Origin of the sequence: Streptomyces erythrochromogenes (assembly GCF_036170895.1) — a bacterium.
GTDB classification, from domain to species: domain Bacteria; phylum Actinomycetota; class Actinomycetes; order Streptomycetales; family Streptomycetaceae; genus Streptomyces; species Streptomyces erythrochromogenes.
The window spans coordinates 2,441,508-2,458,907 of record NZ_CP108036.1 but is presented as its reverse complement, the minus strand read 5'-3'; the positions used below and the strand labels follow the sequence as shown (position 1 = coordinate 2,458,907).

Sequence of the window (17,400 nt, the reverse complement as noted above, 5' to 3'; positions counted from 1 at the left end):
AGCAAAGTTCCCGATCTTCGAGGAGTCTCGTGCCGAACTTCCCAGCAGCCGCCGACCCGACGGAGCCGGTCCTGCCGCCGTCGCCCCAGCACCCCTGCACGCCGCCCGAACTCACGCTCCCGACCTGGGAATTCGCCGCGCGCCGGCTCCTCGCCAAGATGCTCGCCGAATTCGCCTACGAGGAGATCATCCGCCCGGTCCCCGCCCCGGCCGCCGCCGGCGACGCCTGGACCCTGACCCTCGACGACGGCAGTAGCCTGGGCTTCCGGGCCCGCCGCCGCTCCTACGGCAGCTGGCACGTCACGCCGGACACCATCACCCTCACACCGCCCCCACCCGCACCGGCCGCCCCGGCCTCCTTCGGGGACCCGTACGCCTTCCTCGTCCGCGCCCGCACCCTGCTCGGACTCGACGGAGCCACCCTCGGGCACCTCGTTCGCGAGCTCAGCGCCACCCTGGCCGCCGACGCGCGGATCGACCACACCGCCCTCACCGCCGACGTCCTCGCCGACCTCGACTACGCGGCCCTCGAAGGCCACCAGACCGGCCACCCCTGGCTCGTCCTCAACAAGGGCCGCATCGGACTGTCCGCCTCCGACACCGCCGCCTGGGCCCCCGAAGCCCGCAACCGCCAGCGGCTGCCCTGGCTCGCCGCCCACACCTCGCTCGCCGCCTACCGGGGCACCTCAGGCCTGGAGGATCCCGCCCGCCTCTACTCCGCCGAGCTCGACCCCGTCACCCGCGCGGCCTTCGACCAGACCCTCCGCGACCGCGGCCTCGATCCGCTGCGCTACCTCTACTTCCCCGTGCACCCCTGGCAGTGGGACGAGGTCGTCGTCCCCCTCTTCGCCCCGGCGCTCGCCTCCGGCGACCTCGTCCCGCTCCCCGCCGATCCGGACGTCCGCCTGCCCCAGCAGTCGATCCGTACCTTCCTCAACCTCAGCCGTCCCGACCGGCACAGCGTCAAGCTCCCGCTCTCCGTCTTCAACACCATGGTCTGGCGCGGACTGCCCTCCGACCTCGCCCTCGCGGCCCCCGCCGTCACCGCCTGGATCCACTCCCTCCGCGACGCCGATCCCTTCCTGCGGGACGAGTGCCAGGTGATCCTGCTCGGCGAGGTCGCCTCCGTCACCGTCCGCCACCCCGTGTACGACCGGCTCCCCGAGGTCCCGTACCAGTACAAGGAGCTCCTCGGCGCGATCTGGCGCGAACCCCTCACCGGCCTTCTCGCGCCGGGGGAACGCGCCCGCACGCTCGCCTCACTGCTCCACACCGACCCCCGCGGACGGTCCTTCACCGCCGAGCTCGTCGCCCGCTCCGGCCTGACCCCCGCCGTCTGGCTGCAGCGGCTCTTCGCCGCCGTCCTGCCCCCGCTGCTCCACTTCCTCTACCGCTACGGCACCGTCTTCTCCCCACACGGCGAGAACGCCGTCGTGATCTTCGACGAGCACGACGTACCGGTCCGGCTCGCGATCAAGGACTTCGTGGACGACATCAACATCAGTGACGAGCCGCTGCCCGAGCTGGCCTCCCTGCCCGACGAGGTCCGCGCCGTCCTGCTCACCGAGCCCGCCGACTTCCTGCCGCAGTTCATCCATTCCGGGCTCTTCATCGGAGTCTTCCGCTACCTGTCGGCCCTGTGCGAGGACCGCCTCGGCGTCGCGGAGGGCGATTTCTGGTCGCTCGCCCGGGCCGAGATCCTGCGTCACCAGGCCCGCTTCCCGGAGCTCAAGGACCGCTACGAGCTCTTCGACCTGCTCGGCGAGCGCATCGCGAGGCTGTGTCTGAACAGGAACCGGCTGTACGAGGACGGCTACCGCGACCGCCCCGACCGCCCGCACGCCGTGCAGTACGGCACCGTGCCCAACCCCCTCCACCGGCCATGAATCCCCGTCGGTGTGCGCCCGCTGTCAGCGGGGCCCCGTAGGGTTGGCAGTGCTATGACGAAGCCCTCCCTCCCCGACCTGCTGCACGCCGCCGTCTCCGCCGTCGGCGGCACGGAGCGCCCCGGCCAGGTGGCCATGGCCGAAGCGGTCGCCGAAGCGATCGACGACAACTCCCACCGGCTCATCCAGGCGGGTACCGGCACCGGCAAGTCCCTCGGCTACCTGGTGCCGGCCCTCGCCCACGGCGAGCGCGTGGTCGTGGCCACCGCGACCCTCGCCCTCCAGCGGCAGCTCGTCGAGCGTGACCTGCCCCGGACGGTGGACGCGCTGCATCCGCAGCTGCGCCGCCGGCCGCAGTTCGCCATGCTCAAGGGCCGGTCGAACTACCTGTGCCTGCACCGCCTGCACGAGGGTGCTCCGCAGGACGAGGAGGACGGCCTCTTCGACCAGTTCGAGGCGGCCGCACCTACCAGCAAGCTCGGCCAGGACCTGCTGCGCCTGCGGGACTGGGCCGACGAGACGGAGACCGGCGACCGCGACGACCTGACACCGGGTGTGTCGGACAAGGCCTGGTCGCAGATCTCCGTCTCCTCCCGCGAATGCCTGGGCGCGACGAAGTGCGCGTACGGAGCCGAGTGCTTCGCCGAGGCGGCACGCGAGCGGGCCAAGCTCGCGGACGTGGTCGTCACCAACCACGCGCTGCTCGCCATCGACGCCATCGAGGGCGCGCCGGTGCTGCCGCAGCACGAGGTGCTGATCGTGGACGAGGCCCACGAGCTGGTCTCCAGGGTGACCGGGGTCGCCACCGGCGAACTCACTCCCGGCCAGGTCAACCGAGCCGTGAAGCGCTCTGCCAAGCTGGTCGACGAGAAGATCGCGGACGCGTTGCAGACCGCCTCCGAGTCCTTCGAGCGCGTCATGGAGCTGGCGCTCCCCGGCCGCCTGGAGCAGATTCCCGAGGACCTCGGCTACGCCCTGATGTCCCTGCGGGACGCCGCGCGCAATGTGATCTCGGCGATCGGCGCCACCCGCGACAAGTCCGTCCACGACGAGGACGCGGTCCGCAAGCAGGCCCTGGCGGCAGTGGAGAACATCCACACGGTGGCGGAGCGGATCACGAACGGCTCCGAATACGACGTCGTCTGGTACGAGCGCCACGACCGCTTCGGCGCCACCCTCCGCGTCGCCCCGCTGTCGGTGTCCGGCCTGCTGCGCGAGAAGCTCTTCGAGGACCGTTCGGTGGTCCTGACCTCCGCCACCCTGAAGATCGGCGGCGACTTCAACGGGGTCGCGGCCTCCCTGGGACTGTCCCCGGAGGGAGTCGAGGGCGACGACGTGCCGCTGTGGAAGGGCCTGGACGTCGGCTCTCCCTTCGACTACCCGAAGCAGGGCATCCTCTACGTCGCCAAGCACCTGGCCACGCCGGGCCGTGAAGGCACCCGCGGCGACATGATGGACGAGCTCGCCGAGCTGATCGAGGCGTCGGGTGGTCGCACCCTCGGGCTGTTCTCCTCCATGCGCGGCGCCAAGGCGGCCGCCGAGGAGCTGCGCGGCCGGCTCGACAACCCGATCCTGCTCCAGGGCGAGGAGACGCTCGGCGAGCTGATCAAGAACTTCGCCGCCGACCCGAAGACCTGTCTGTTCGGGACGCTGTCGCTGTGGCAGGGCGTGGACGTGCCCGGCCCCAGCTGCCAGCTGGTGGTCATGGACCGGATCCCCTTCCCGCGCCCCGACGACCCGCTGATGAGCGCCCGCCAGAAGTCGGTGGAGGAGCACGGGGGCAACGGCTTCATGGCCGTCGCCGCCACGCACGCCGCCCTGCTGATGGCCCAGGGCGCGGGCCGGCTCGTACGGGCTTCGGGTGACCGGGGTGTCGTCGCGGTCCTGGATCCCCGCCTGGCGACGGCCCGGTACGGGAGCTTCCTGCGGGCCACGCTGCCGGACTTCTGGTACACGACGGACCGCAACCAGGTCCGCCGCTCACTCGCAGCGATCGACGCGACGGCGAAAGCCGACGGCAAGTAAAGAAGAGAAGAAGACAAAACAACCCCCGGGACCGGCGCAGTGGGTCCCGGGGGCTGGCTAGGGAGCGGCGGGGTCAGACCCGGCGCAGGACCGCGACGACCTTGCCGAGGATGGTCGCCTCGTCACCGGGGATCGGCTGGTAGGCGGCGTTGTGCGGGAGGAGCCAGACGTGGCCGTCCTCGCGCTTGAAGCGCTTGACGGTGGCCTCGCCGTCCAGCATCGCGGCGACGATGTCGCCGTTCTCGGCGACGGGCTGGCGGCGGACCGTGACCCAGTCGCCGTCGCAGATGGCGGCCTCGATCATCGAGTCGCCGACGACCTTGAGGACGAAGAGCTCACCGTCGCCGACGAGCTGGCGGGGGAGCGGGAACACGTCCTCGACCGACTCCTCGGCGAGGATCGGGCCGCCGGCCGCGATCCGGCCGACCAGGGGAACGTAGGAGGCGGCGGGCTTGCCGGTGGTGTCCGTGGGCTGCGAGCTGGGCTGGTCCGAGCCGCGCACCTCGTAGGCCCGGGGCCGGTGCGGGTCGCGACGCAGGAAGCCCTTGCGCTCCAGGGCCATCAGCTGGTGCGCCACCGACGACGTGCTGGACAGGCCGACCGCCTGGCCGATCTCCCGCATCGACGGCGGGTAACCCCGGCGCTGCACGGAGTCGCGGATGACCTCGATGACCCTCCGCTGCCGGTCCGTGAGCCCGGAGCTGTCGGCGCGGATGCCTGGAGGTCGACCTGGCAGCGAGCGTGCGGGGCGCACTGCGGCGTCCGCGTCCGGGTTCAGGTTTGCGTCGTTCATGGCATGCACCGGCTCGAGTCGGTTCTGGGAGCGGTTCTGGGCAGTGATGGCGGCACTGTCTGCGGTGGTGGTCACGTCGGCCCCTCTCGAAATGTTCTCCCTAGCTGGACAACGGTAGTTGCTTTCGAAAGGTTGCGCCAAACACACGTTCGAGTGAAAAATCGCAGATCACCCTGCGTGGGTAAAACGTGGGGTGTATGGGCGATCGGATCGGCGAACGCGGGTTCGGCTCGGCCTCCGCTGCTTACGGTACCCTTCCCGGTCGGGTAGCCGCCGTTCGGCCCTGCGCCCAGTGTGGCACCGAGAGGCCCTGTATCCGGCTATCGGACGCCGCGACACGCAGAGGCGTCCAAATCCACCGCAACCCAAGATCTAGTGGTTGGATGAGCGCGGCCACCCAGAAGTTGTGGTCCCTGGGTCCGCTGAGGCTCCCGGGATCGCATATGCTGGTGGTGCTCCGCGAGCCCCCGACAGAGTCCGTCTCCGTCGTTCAGGGGCCCTGTGGGGTGATTCAGTCGTGCCGAGAAGGAGGGTGAGGGAACCATGCACTGCCCCTTCTGCAGGCACCCCGACAGCCGCGTCGTCGACAGCCGCACCACGGACGACGGCACGTCGATCCGCCGGCGCCGTCAGTGCCCCGACTGCTCCCGTCGTTTCACGACGGTGGAGACGGCCTCGCTGATGGTGATCAAGCGCAGCGGGGTGACCGAGCCCTTCAGCCGTACCAAGGTCATCTCCGGCGTGCGCAAGGCGTGCCAGGGGCGGCCGGTCACCGAGGACGCCCTCGCCAAGCTCGGCCAGCGGGTCGAGGAGGCGGTGCGCGCCACCGGAAGCGCCGAGCTGACCACCCACGACGTGGGTCTGGCCATACTCGGCCCGTTGCAGGAGCTCGACCTGGTCGCGTACCTGCGGTTCGCGTCCGTCTACAAAGCGTTCGACACCCTCGAAGACTTCGAGACCGCCATCGCGGAACTGCGCGAGCCGCGGCCTCACCCTGAAGAGTGCGAGCACGGCGGGACCGCTCCGGTCCCCGTGCCCGCCTCCGCCGCCGACTGACCGGGCTGCCCGCGGAACGGTGCTCGCGCACCGGGTCGCGGCCGGTCGGCCGTGCGAAGAGACGTAGATACAGAGACACAGCACTGTGCCGCGGAATATCGCTGGCACTTTAGGGCGTTTTTGCCCGCATATGGGAGGCAGCGGCATGACAGAGACGGCGAGCAGCTCGGCACGTGGTTCCCGCGCCAAGGGGACCAAGGCTGCCAAGGGCGGCCTGCGTATCGAGCGCATCCACACCACCCCCGGCGTGCACCCTTACGACGAGGTGAACTGGGAACGCCGTGACGTCGTCATGACCAACTGGCGCGACGGCTCGGTCAACTTCGAGCAGCGCGGCGTCGAATTCCCCGACTTCTGGTCGGTGAACGCGGTCAACATCGTCACCAGCAAGTACTTCCGCGGCGCGGTCGGCAGCCCGCAGCGCGAGACCGGTCTGAAGCAGCTGATCGACCGGATCGTGAAGACGTACACGAAGGCCGGCGAGGACTTCGACTACTTCTCGTCGCCCGCCGACGTGGAGATCTTCGAGCACGAGCTGACCTACGCCCTCCTGCACCAGATCTTCAGCTTCAACTCCCCGGTGTGGTTCAACGTCGGCACGCCCCAGCCGCAGCAGGTCTCCGCCTGCTTCATCCTGGCCGTCGACGACTCCATGGAGTCGATCCTCGACTGGTACAAGGAAGAGGGCATGATCTTCAAGGGCGGCTCCGGCGCCGGCCTGAACCTCTCCCGCATCCGCTCCTCCAAGGAGCTCCTCTCCTCCGGCGGCAACGCCTCCGGTCCGGTCTCCTTCATGCGCGGCGCCGACGCGTCCGCGGGAACGATCAAGTCGGGCGGCGCCACCCGCCGCGCGGCCAAGATGGTCGTCCTGGACGTGGACCACCCGGACGTCGAGGCCTTCATCGAGACCAAGGTGAAGGAGGAGGAGAAGATCCGCGCCCTGCGCGACGCGGGCTTCGACATGGACCTGGGCGGCGACGACATCACGTCCGTCCAGTACCAGAACGCCAACAACTCCGTCCGCGTGAACGACGAGTTCATGACGGCCGTCGAGAACGGCACCGAGTTCGGCCTGCGCGCCCGCATGACCGGCGAGATCATCGAGAAGGTCGACGCCAAGGCGCTCTTCCGCAAGCTCGCCGAGGCCGCGTGGGCCTGCGCCGACCCGGGCATCCAGTACGACGGTGTGATCAACAACTGGCACACCTGCCCCGAGTCCGGCCGCATCACCGCGTCCAACCCCTGCAGCGAGTACATGCACCTGGACAACACGTCCTGCAACCTCGCCTCGCTCAACCTGATGAAGTTCCTGAACGACGACGGCAAGGGCAACCAGTCCTTCGACGCCGAGCGCTTCGCCAAGGTCGTCGAGCTCGTCATCACCGCGATGGACATCTCCATCTGCTTCGCGGACTTCCCGACGCAGAAGATCGGCGAGAACACCCGCGCCTTCCGCCAGCTCGGCATCGGCTACGCCAACCTCGGCGCCCTGCTGATGGCCACCGGCCACGCGTACGACTCGGACGGCGGCCGCACCCTCGCCGCCTCGATCACCTCGCTGATGACCGGTACCGCGTACAAGCGCTCCGCCGAACTGGCCGCCATCGTCGGCCCGTACGACGGCTACGCCCGCAACGCCGAGGCGCACAAGCGCGTCATGAAGCAGCACGCCGACGCCAACGCCGTCGCGCCGCGCACCGAGGACCTGGACAACTCGATCTGGGCCGCGGCCACCGAGGCCTGGCAGGACGTCCTGCGCCTCGGCGAGAAGAACGGCTTCCGCAACTCCCAGGCCTCCGTCCTCGCGCCGACCGGCACCATCGGTCTCGCGATGTCCTGCGACACCACCGGCGTCGAGCCGGACCTGGCCCTGGTCAAGTTCAAGAAGCTCGTCGGCGGCGGCTCGATGCAGATCGTCAACGGCACCGTTCCGCAGGCCCTGCGCCGTCTGGGATACCAGGAGGAGCAGATCGAGGCGATCGTCGCCCACATCGCCGAGCACGGCGTGGTCGTCGACGCCCCGGGCCTGAAGACCGAGCACTACGAGGTCTTCGACTGCGCCATGGGCGAGCGCTCCATCTCCGCGATGGGCCACGTCCGCATGATGGCCGCGATCCAGCCCTGGATCTCCGGCGCGATCTCGAAGACGGTCAACATGCCGGAGTCGGCGACCGTCGAGGAGATCGAGGAGATCTACTTCGAGGCGTGGAAGCTCGGCGTCAAGGCGCTCGCGATCTACCGCGACAACTGCAAGGTCGGCCAGCCCCTCTCCGCCAAGAAGAAGGAAGAGGAGAAGGAGGAGGCCACCGCCAAGACGGAGGAGACCATCCGCGCCGCCGTCGAGAAGGTCATCGAGTACCGCCCCGTCCGCAAGCGCCTCCCGAAGGGCCGCCCGGGCATCACCACCTCCTTCACGGTGGGCGGCGCCGAGGGCTACATGACCGCGAACTCCTACCCGGACGACGGCCTGGGCGAGGTCTTCCTGAAGATGTCCAAGCAGGGCTCGACCCTCGCGGGCATGATGGACGCCTTCTCGATCGCCGTCTCGGTCGGCCTCCAGTACGGCGTGCCGCTGGAGACCTACGTCTCGAAGTTCACGAACATGCGCTTCGAGCCGGCCGGCATGACGGACGACCCGGACGTGCGGATGGCGCAGTCGATCGTCGACTACATCTTCCGCCGCCTGGCGCTGGACTTCCTGCCCTTCGAGACCCGCTCGGCCCTCGGCATCCACACCGCCGACGAGCGTCAGCGCCACCTGGAGACCGGCTCCTACGAGCCGCTCGAGGAGGAGCTCGACACCGAGTCGCTGGCCCAGTCGGCCCCGCTCGCCGCGGTGCCGTCCGCCCCGAAGCCGGCGCCGGTCGCCGTCCCGGCCCCGGAGCGGAAGGCCGCCCACAGCAGCGCCGAACTGGTCGAGATGCAGCTCGGTGTCTCCGCGGACGCCCCGCTCTGCTTCTCCTGCGGTACGAAGATGCAGCGCGCCGGCTCCTGCTACATCTGCGAGGGCTGCGGCTCCACCAGCGGCTGCAGCTGACCGTAAGCCCTCATCGGGCGTGAATTAGCTGTTCAGGTGGGGTGTCGGCGATCATGCCGACACCCCACCGTCGCGTTCTGATCATCGCGTCGGTCGTCAGTGGGGGATGCGGCGGGCGGGGCGGGTGACGAGGTCCTCGCGGAACTCCGCGATCCGGGAGTGGACCTGGCGCATCAGGTGGGTGTCCTCGATACGGTCCAGGTAGAGGCAGCGCGCGGCCAGCCCCGGCAGGTCGAAGGCGAAGCACAGGGACATCAGCGGGTTCACGAAGAGTTCGCTGCCCTGGGTGCGGGTGGTGAACCGGACATCGCCGAAGGAGCCCCGCACGGCCGCGGCGATCGAGCCGTTGACGATGCTGGGCCGCTCCGGCGTGTTGTCCTGGGCGTGCGCCACCGCGTCGAGGAAGAGTGCGCCTTCGCGGGTGGCGCGCGGTATGGAGAACGCGCCGAGGTAGGCGCCCTCGCGCTCCAGCGCGGCTATGTTCTCCAGCACCAGCGCGTGGCTGACCCCGTGGTACGCGTCCACGCCGAAGCCGACCGACACGACGAGGCGCTCCGGTACGTCGTCCAGCGCGGCCAGCGCCGCGACGCTGGTCATGTCCTCCTCGGGGGTGCCGAGGCCCGCTTCGTCACCCCGCATCAGGATGTCGGTGCCGCCATCGACCAGGACGATCGCGTCGATGCGGTGGAGGTCGACCAGGGCGCGGTAGGCGGCGCGCAGCGGTTGCACCCCGGTCTGGGGAAAGGCGTACACCGTGGAGGGGTAGCCGTGCGTCTCCAGCCATTGGGCCAGTGTCCGCTCGGGGAAATAGGCCTGGTGGGGCGCGCTCTGCGCGGTGACGGCGGCCACGTCGGGGGCCGCCCAGTCCTCCAGGGGCAGTCCCGCGAGATGACTGAACGAGAGGTTCGCCAGATGGACCTCCTTGCCCTGGTGCATGAGGGAGAGGGCGACGGGCAGGCCGGCGTAGATGTCGAAACCGCCGCCCGCGCCCGCAACGAGGATGCGTTCGGCATCGGCGAGGCGGGCGAAGAGCGGGTTGGTGTGCAAGGCGGTCATGGCGATCATTGTGCGGGGCGCGGACGTGCCCCCGCCCGGGTATTCCGGGCCGTGCGACGCCGGAAGGCAGTGGGGGAACAGGGGAGATGGGGCTCATGTGGAGCGGCGACGAGCTGGACCTGGACGCCTATCTGGAGCGGATCGGCCTTCGAGAGGATTCCGGGGCGGTGGGGGAACTCCTGCCGGACCTCCCGACGTTGTACGCAGTGCACCGGGCCCATACCGCCGCCATCACCTTCGAGAGCCTGGACGTCCTGCTCGGCCGCCCCGTCGCGCTGGACGTCAAGTCGATCGAGGACAAGCTCGTGCACGGCCGCCGCGGCGGCTACTGCTACGAACAGAACTCGCTGCTGGCCGCCGCCCTGGAGCGGATCGGCTTCGAGGTCACCGGGCGCGGTGCCCGCAATCGCACCCGCGGGGACTCCCTGCTGGCCGTGACCCACGCCGTCCTCGTCGTCACGGTCGACGGTGAGGAGTGGCTGTGCGACGCCGGGTTCGGCCACCAGGGGCCCCGCGAGCCGGTTCCGCTGGGGCGCCCCGGCGCCGAAGTGGAGCAGGGGAAGTGGACGTACCGCATCCGTGAGGAGGCGGACGGGGTGCTCGCGCTGTGCCTGCTGCGCGGAGAGAGCTGGCGGGACCTGTACGCCTTCTCCCCGCAGCGCTACCACCCGGTCGACTACGTCGTCCTCAACCACTACAGCTCCGCTCACCCCCGCTCCTCCTTCGTCGGGCGGGTCATCGTCCAGCGCCCGGGCGACGACGTCCGCCGGGCGCTCGTCGGGCGGGAACTGACCACGCTGCACCCCGACGGGACGACCGAGCAGCGGCTCGTGGGCCCGGAGGAGCTCCTGACCGTGCTCGACCAGGAGTTCGGTGTTCGGCTGCCCGATCGGGACGCTGCGGAACTGGTGGGGATGTACCTCGCCGAGGACTGACCGGGGCCGCGCCTGGCCCGTACGATGGCGCAGTGCTGGTCAAGTGGATTCGCTGCACGGTGACGGACCGACGCGGGTTCGAGCGGGGGCAGCGAAAATGGGCGGGGCTGCCGGGCGAGCCGGGTTTCCGGGGGCAGGGCGGCGGCTGGAGCAGAGGCCGGCAGGGGGTGGCGCATGTCTTCGCGTTCTGGGAGAGCCGGTCCTTCTACGACTCCTTCATGGCGCGCTCGCACGACAGACTGGCCGCCGCGCAGCACGGCACCTACACCGATCTGCGGGTCACCCTCTTCGACCACCGCTTCGACGTGAAGACCGGCTTCGAGCCGCGCTTCACCGATGCCGACGTCGTCCGGGTGGCGCACACCCGTGTCCGGGAGGGCCGGGTCGACCACTTCGCCCTCATGCAGGAGAAGGTGTGGAACCCGGCCATGGCGGGCTCGCCCGGGATGGTCCGGGGCCTCTTCGGCGAGGCCCCGGGCCGGGAGTTCCTGGTGCTCTCCATGTGGCACGCCGCCGCCGAGCACGGCAAGTACCGGCAGGAGCGGGTCGAGCGGCTGTCCCTGCGCGCCCAGATCCAGGCGGACGTCGAAGCGCTCACCGGTGACGTCGTCGACCTCGAACCGTCCTGGACGGTATGACCGTATGACGAGCGCCAGGCCGACCGGCGTGCCCGGTCGGTCGGCCCGGCGGTGGCCGAATAGGGTCATGGGATGGTTCGACCACGGCGCATCGTCCTTGTCCGCCACGGGGAATCGGAGGGGAACGCCGACGACACGGTGTACGAGAGGGAACCCGACCACGCCCTGCGGCTGACCCGGAACGGCCGCGAGCAGGCCGCGGCGTCCGGCGTCCGGCTGCGCGAGATCTTCGGCAACGAGACGATCAGCGCGTACGTCTCGCCCTACCGGAGGACCCTCCAGACCTTCCGGGAGCTCGGGCTCGACCCCAGGCGGGTCCGGATGCGCGAGGAGCCGCGGCTGCGCGAGCAGGACTGGGGCAACTGGCAGGACCGGGCGGACGTACAGCTCCAGAAGGCGTACCGGGACGCGTACGGACACTTCTTCTACCGCTTCGCGCAGGGCGAGTCGGGCGCCGACGTGTACGACCGGGTCGGATCCTTCCTGGAAAGCCTCTACCGCAGCTTCGAGGCGCCGGACCATCCCCAGAACGTGCTGCTGGTGACGCACGGGCTGACGATGCGGCTGTTCTGCATGCGCTGGTTCCACTGGTCGGTGGCCGAGTTCGAGTCCCTGTCCAATCCGGGGAACGGCGATTTCCGGATGCTCCTGCTGGGACCCGATGGCCGGTACCGGCTGGACCGCCCGTTTGAGCGGTGGACCACACCTGAGCCTTACGACCTGGACGGCTAGAGTGACCCGCGATGACGCCTGACTCCACTCCCGAACGGCGCTACGCACGCGCCATGGCCAGCCTCCGCGGGCTGGCGCTGGGTGATGCCCTCGGCTCCCAGTACTTCGTCCCCGTGAACTACCCGCTGCTCAAGCGGCGCGAACTGCCGTCCGGCACCGAGACGTGGCAGTGGACCGACGACACCGAGATGGCCTGCTCGGTGGTGGCCGTGCTGGCCGGGCACGGGCGGATCGACCAGGACGCGCTCGCGAGCTCCTTCGCCCACCACCACGACTTCGACCGGGGCTACGGGCCCGCAGTGAACCGGATGCTGCGTCTGGTGCGGGAGGGCGAGGACTGGCGCACGCTGGCCGCCGAGCTGTTCAACGGGCAGGGCTCGTGGGGCAACGGCGCCGCCATGCGGATCGCGCCGCTGGGCGCCTGGTACGCCGACGACCCGGAGCAGGCCACTCACCAGGCGGAGATCTCCGCCTACACGACCCACCAGCACCGCGAGGCCGTGTGCGGGGCGATGGCCGTCGCCGCGGCGGCCGCGCTGGCCGCCGGTACGGACGCCCCGCCGAAGGCGGCCGACCTGCTGGACGGGGTGATCGCCCTCGTGCCGCGCAGTGCCGTGGGCGCCGGGCTGCGGCGCGCCCGGGACATGCTGGACTACGGCGACGCGACCACCGTCGCCGCCGTGCTGGGCTGCGGACGGCGCACGAGCGCGCACGACACCGTGCCGTTCGCCCTGTGGTCGGCGGCGCGGGCACTGGACGATTACGAGCGGGCGTTCTGGACCACCGCGCAGGTGGGTGGGGACGTCGACACGACCTGCGCGATCGTCGGCGGAGTACTGGGCGCGCGCGGCGACGCGGTGCTGCCGGCCGAGTGGCTGGCGCGCACCGAAGCCCTGCCGGCCTGGCTGCCGGAGACGGCGGCGTAGTCCCCCGCGGCGGACCCGTGCCCGGCGGGCTGCGCGGGTGAGAGCCCGCGTTCCGATTGTCACGGTCCTGCCACAGCACGCTTTTGATCCTGTTCAAAACCTCCTGTGGTCGGCCTACTCTGTCCACATCGCCGCCCCAACCTGTACGCCGGGGCGGCCGACAGGGGAGGGGACCCGATGTCAGAGAACACCGGCGGGGCGGACGAAGCCCGGCGCGAGGCGGCGGCAAGCGCAGAGCCCGCGACAGGGGATTCGTCCACACGCCCGGCCCAGGCCGGCAATCCGCCCGCCGACGCGGCCGGGCCCCGGCCGGGTGCACACGCCGGCCGGCCCGCCTGGCAGCCGCACCACCACCCGCAGCAACCGCGCCCCTGGGGGGCGCCGCCCCCGAGGCCGACCGCGAAACCCTCCTGGGCCACGCTGGTGCGCCCCGCCGAGGCCGCCCCCGTCCGGACCGCGACCCTGGTCGCCGTCTTCGCATCCGGCCTCGCCGCCGCGCTCCTCCTGGCCGACGGCATGGGCCCCGGCCTGCTCCTCGCGGTGGTGCCCGCCGTCGTCGCCGCGTACGTCGCCGCCCGCGTGGCCGGCCGTACGGCCCGGCCCTGGACGCTGGCCTGGGTGATCGGCTGCCTCGCACTCCTCGCGATACCCGCCCTGCGCGACTCCGCCTGGCCGTCCACGCTCGCGATCCTGGCCGCCCTGCTGCTGGGTGCGCTCGCCCTCCACGGCAGCCGCACCTGGCCCGGAGTCTTCCTCAGCCCGCTCGGCTTCATCGACTCCACCGTGTCCGGCGTCGCCTGGGTCCTGAAGGGGCTGCGCTCGCGCGGCAGCGTCGGCAAGGACCGCTGGCTCCCCGTCGCCAAGGCGGCCGGCGTGGCCGTGGCCCTGCTCGTCCTCTTCGGCGCGCTGTTCGCCTCCGCGGACGCTGCCTTCGCCGATCTCCTGGGCGGTTTGATACCCGACGTGTCGGTCGAGGACGGGCCGATCCGGTTCATGCTCTTCGTCCTCGGTGCGGTGATCGCGATCGCGGCTGCCCGCACCGCGGCCGCCCCACTGCGCTGGGACCGGATCCGGACGGCCCCGGGCAAACCGCGCTCCCGGGTCGAATGGGCCCTTCCGCTCATCGTGCTCAACCTGCTCTTCGCCGGATTCAACGCCGTGCAGCTGGCCGTCCTCTTCGGCGGCTACGACAAGGTCCTGGAGAGCACCGGCCTCACCTACGCCGAATACGCCCGCCAGGGATTCTGGCAACTGCTCTGGGCCACCCTGCTCACCCTCGCGGTGATCGCGCTCGCCCTGCGCTGGGCTCCGCGCTCCGGGGCGGGCGACCGGCGCTTCGTCCGGATCGTCCTCGGAGTCCTGTGCGCGCTGACGCTCGTCGTGGTCGCGGCCGCGCTGCGCCGCATGGACCTCTACGTGGACGCGTACGGGCTGACCAGGCTGCGGGTCTCGGTGGCCGCGATGGAGCTGTGGCTCGGGCTGGTCATCGTACTGATCATGGCGGCCGGCGTGTTCGGCGCGCGGTGGCTGCCGCGGGCGGTCGCGGGCAGCGCCGCCGCCGCGGTCCTGGCCTTCGGCCTGCTGTCGCCGGACGGGATGGTCGCCGAACGGAACGTGGCCCGCTTCGAGAAGGACCAGAAGATCGACCTGGCCTACTTCCAGTCCTTGTCGGCGGATGCCGTCCCCGCCCTGGACCGGCTGCCCGAGCCCCAGCGGTCCTGCGCCCTGCGCGGGATCAACGACGACATGTCCCGGGCCGGCGACGTCCCCTGGTACGCGCTGAGCATGGGCGAGTACCGCGCCCGGCAGATCCTGCGCGAGCGCCCGGTGACGGCGTCGTACGAGGTCTGCTCACGGCTCGGAACCTTCGGCAGCAGGGCCGAGTACTAGTCGCGCACCGGTGCACCGGGGCACTGGGGCACTGGGGGCATCGGTCGACCCGGCCGGACGTGGGGCACCGCCTCCCCGCGTCCGGCCCGGTGCGTGCGGGAACCGTTCAGGCGGCCGGACCGGCCTTCGCGGCGGCGCCGGCCAGGGCCTGCAGGTCGCTCTTGCGCACCCGGATCACCAGCAGGGCGGTGGCCAGGGCGAGGCCGGCCATCGCCACGGCGGCCATGAACGAGGTGGAGATGCCCTGGGCCAGGACGAGGTCCCCCCAGGGGTCGGGCAGCCGTCCGGTCTCCTTGAAGGCGGCCGCGGCCTGGGGATCCGCCTGGGCAAGGAAGGCCGGTACCTGCTTCGTGGCCTCCTCGCGGCTGGCGGTGCCGAAGACGGTGACGAGGATGGACAGGCCGAGCGAGCCGCCGACCTGCTGGCCGGCGTTCAGCAGTCCGGAGGCGGCCCCGGCCTCCTTCGGGTCCACCCCGGAAACGGCGGTCAGGGTCAGCGTCACGAAGTTGAGGCCCATGCCGAAGCCGAACAGGAGCATCGGGCCGAGGACGCCGGAGAGGTACGAGCTGTCGGTCCGCAGGAGGGCCAGCCAGGCCAGCCCGGTGCCGGTGAGCGCGGATCCGATGACCATGAAGGGCTTGGGGCCGAAGCGCGGCAGGAAGCGCTGCGAGAGGCCGGCGGCGGTGACGATGGCGACCGTGACGGGCAGGAAGCCGAGCCCCGACCGGATCGGCGAGAAGCCCAGCACGTTCTGCACGAACTGGACGATGAAGAAGAACATGCCGAACATCGCCGCGGCGAGGCCGAGCATGATGACGTAGGTGCCGGTGCGGTTGCGGTCGGCGAACATGCGCAGCGGGATGATCGGTTCGCGGGCCTGCGACTCGATGACGACGAAGAGCGCCAGCAGGACCAGGGCGGCGGCGAACGAGCCGAGAGTGAGCGGGTCGCGCCAGCCCTCCTCCGAGGCGCGGATGAAGCCGTAGACGAGCGAGGCCATGCCGCCGGTGGAGGTGAGGGCTCCGGCGATGTCGAAACGGCCGGGGTGGCGCTCGGACTCGCTGATGTAGAGCGGGGTGAGCACCGCGATCAGAATGCCGATCGGTACGTTGACGAAGAGCACCCAGCGCCAGTCGAGCCACTCGGTCAGCATGCCGCCCGCCAGCAGGCCGATCGCGCCACCGCCCGCGGAGACGGCGGCGAACACTCCGAACGCCCGGTTCCGCTCCGGGCCTTCGGCGAACGTCGTCGTGATCAGCGCGAGCGAGGTCGGGGAGGCGATCGCGCCGCCGACCCCCTGGAGGGCTCGGGCGGCGAGCAGCTGCCACGGCTCCTGGGCGAAGCCGCCGAGGAGCGAGGCCAGCGTGAAGAGCAGGATTCCGGCCAGGAACACCCGGCGCCGGCCGAGGATGTCGCCGGCCCGGCCGCCGAGCAGCAGCAGTCCGCCGAAGGTGAGGGTGTAGGCGCTGAGCACCCAGGAGAGGTCGGTGGTGCTGAAGTCGAGCGCGGTCTGGATGTGCGGGAGCGCGATGTTCACGATGGTCGCGTCGAGGACGACCATGAGCTGGCAGGCGGCGATGACGGCGAGCGCCACGCCGGGGCGTCCCTCCCGGCGCGCCGCCCCCGGTATCCGGGGCGCGGCGAGTTGAGAGCTTGTCACTGAGGATCCCCCCCAAAGTGAAATAGTGAACGGCGTCGTTCACTACGGGTCCACGGTAGGAGCCGGGATTAGTGCACGCAAGCGTTCACTAAGGCTGAAAATGTATGCAGTGACGGCGTCTCGGGCCGGTGGGAGGTGGGGAGATGGTGGGTTCGCGCTGGTCATCGGCGTCGCCGGGGCGCAGGCGGGGTCCCGAACTCGAACGGGCGATTCTCGACGCGGCGTTGGAGCAACTGAGCACGGTCGGCTGGAACGCGCTGACCATGGAGGGTGTCGCGGCCGGTGCGCAGACCGGCAAGGCCGCGCTGTACCGGCGCTGGCCCTCGAAGGCGGATCTCGTGGCCGACGCGCTGCGGACCGGACTGCCGGAGATCGGTGAGATTCCCGACTCCGGCTCGATCCGCGAGGACCTCTACCTGCTGTGCGAGCAGACGAGGGACGTCATGCACTCGCGTGCCGGACAGGCCCTCTGGTCGGTGCTTCACGAATGCGATCACTTGACCGCGGAGCGGTTCCACGGCGTCATTTGGTCCGGGCTGCAGGAGCCCGCCCGGCGTCTGATCAGGGAGCTTGTGCTGCGCGGAATCGAGCGGGGGGACGTGCGACCGGACGCTACTGGTCCGTTTGTCGTGGATGTCATTCCGGCGATGCTGATGTACCGCGCCAAGGTGTGCGGAAGCGAATGGAGGGATGCTGACATCGCCGAGTTGATCGACGGGGTGATGGTGCCGCTGCTCAGGGTGTGAGACGGGGAGGGGCGGCTGCG

At 70.7% G+C, this 17,400-nt stretch carries 13 protein-coding genes; 10 read left to right on the top strand and 3 right to left on the bottom strand.

Annotated features, from left to right (window positions below):
- Positions 1-29: 29 nt before the first annotated feature.
- Together OHA91_RS10890 and OHA91_RS10885 are read left to right on the top strand one after the other, a co-directional pair.
- Positions 30-1,886: an IucA/IucC family protein gene (locus tag OHA91_RS10890; protein WP_031146440.1), complete on the top strand. Its 1,857-nt coding sequence runs from the start codon at positions 30-32 to the stop codon at positions 1,884-1,886.
- Between the two features lie 54 nt (positions 1,887-1,940).
- Positions 1,941-3,911 (top strand): ATP-dependent DNA helicase, encoded by a 1,971-nt coding sequence (locus tag OHA91_RS10885; RefSeq protein WP_031146442.1) that lies wholly within the window; start codon positions 1,941-1,943, stop codon positions 3,909-3,911.
- A 73-nt stretch (positions 3,912-3,984) separates the two neighbouring features.
- Here the strand turns inward: OHA91_RS10885 and lexA are convergent, their stop codons facing one another.
- A complete protein-coding gene (gene lexA, locus OHA91_RS10880; RefSeq protein ID WP_030838117.1) occupies positions 3,985-4,779 on the bottom strand; it encodes a transcriptional repressor LexA in 795 nt (264 codons plus the stop codon).
- A gap of 468 nt (positions 4,780-5,247) precedes the next feature.
- Between lexA and nrdR the strand changes: the two genes are divergently transcribed.
- Both nrdR and OHA91_RS10870 read left to right on the top strand, forming a co-directional pair.
- Positions 5,248-5,760: a transcriptional regulator NrdR gene (gene nrdR, locus OHA91_RS10875; protein WP_030838121.1), complete on the top strand. Its 513-nt coding sequence runs from the start codon at positions 5,248-5,250 to the stop codon at positions 5,758-5,760.
- Positions 5,761-5,905: 145 nt separating this feature from the next.
- Entirely contained in the window at positions 5,906-8,797 is a 2,892-nt protein-coding gene (locus OHA91_RS10870) for a vitamin B12-dependent ribonucleotide reductase (protein ID WP_328739181.1), read from the top strand.
- A 96-nt stretch (positions 8,798-8,893) separates the two neighbouring features.
- Here the strand turns inward: OHA91_RS10870 and OHA91_RS10865 are convergent, their stop codons facing one another.
- The gene (locus OHA91_RS10865; RefSeq protein ID WP_266492119.1) at positions 8,894-9,853 is read right to left on the bottom strand and encodes a DUF1152 domain-containing protein; all 960 of its coding nucleotides are present in this window, start codon (positions 9,851-9,853) and stop codon (positions 8,894-8,896) included.
- A gap of 86 nt (positions 9,854-9,939) precedes the next feature.
- On the opposite strand from OHA91_RS10865, the gene OHA91_RS10860 reads away from it, so the two are divergent.
- The 5 genes from OHA91_RS10860 (at position 9,940) to OHA91_RS10840 (ending at position 14,974) form a co-directional block, all read left to right on the top strand.
- A complete protein-coding gene (locus tag OHA91_RS10860; protein WP_308288974.1) occupies positions 9,940-10,788 on the top strand; it encodes an arylamine N-acetyltransferase family protein in 849 nt (282 codons plus the stop codon).
- Between the two features lie 32 nt (positions 10,789-10,820).
- The gene (locus OHA91_RS10855) at positions 10,821-11,426 is read left to right on the top strand and encodes a YdbC family protein (RefSeq protein ID WP_063838155.1); all 606 of its coding nucleotides are present in this window, start codon (positions 10,821-10,823) and stop codon (positions 11,424-11,426) included.
- A gap of 72 nt (positions 11,427-11,498) precedes the next feature.
- Positions 11,499-12,158: a histidine phosphatase family protein gene (locus tag OHA91_RS10850; RefSeq protein WP_031146453.1), complete on the top strand. Its 660-nt coding sequence runs from the start codon at positions 11,499-11,501 to the stop codon at positions 12,156-12,158.
- An 11-nt stretch (positions 12,159-12,169) separates the two neighbouring features.
- Complete coding sequence (locus OHA91_RS10845; protein ID WP_266492128.1) at positions 12,170-13,084, top strand: ADP-ribosylglycohydrolase family protein; 915 nt, start codon at positions 12,170-12,172, stop codon at positions 13,082-13,084.
- Positions 13,085-13,261: 177 nt separating this feature from the next.
- The gene (locus OHA91_RS10840) at positions 13,262-14,974 is read left to right on the top strand and encodes a DUF4153 domain-containing protein (protein ID WP_328739180.1); all 1,713 of its coding nucleotides are present in this window, start codon (positions 13,262-13,264) and stop codon (positions 14,972-14,974) included.
- A 106-nt stretch (positions 14,975-15,080) separates the two neighbouring features.
- Here the strand turns inward: OHA91_RS10840 and OHA91_RS10835 are convergent, their stop codons facing one another.
- Positions 15,081-16,634, bottom strand: a complete 1,554-nt coding sequence (locus OHA91_RS10835) for an MFS transporter (RefSeq protein ID WP_328739179.1) — start codon at positions 16,632-16,634, stop codon at positions 15,081-15,083.
- 143 nt (positions 16,635-16,777) lie between these two features.
- Between OHA91_RS10835 and OHA91_RS10830 the strand changes: the two genes are divergently transcribed.
- Positions 16,778-17,380 (top strand): TetR/AcrR family transcriptional regulator, encoded by a 603-nt coding sequence (locus OHA91_RS10830; RefSeq protein WP_031146461.1) that lies wholly within the window; start codon positions 16,778-16,780, stop codon positions 17,378-17,380.
- The last annotated feature ends 20 nt before the right edge of the window (positions 17,381-17,400 follow it).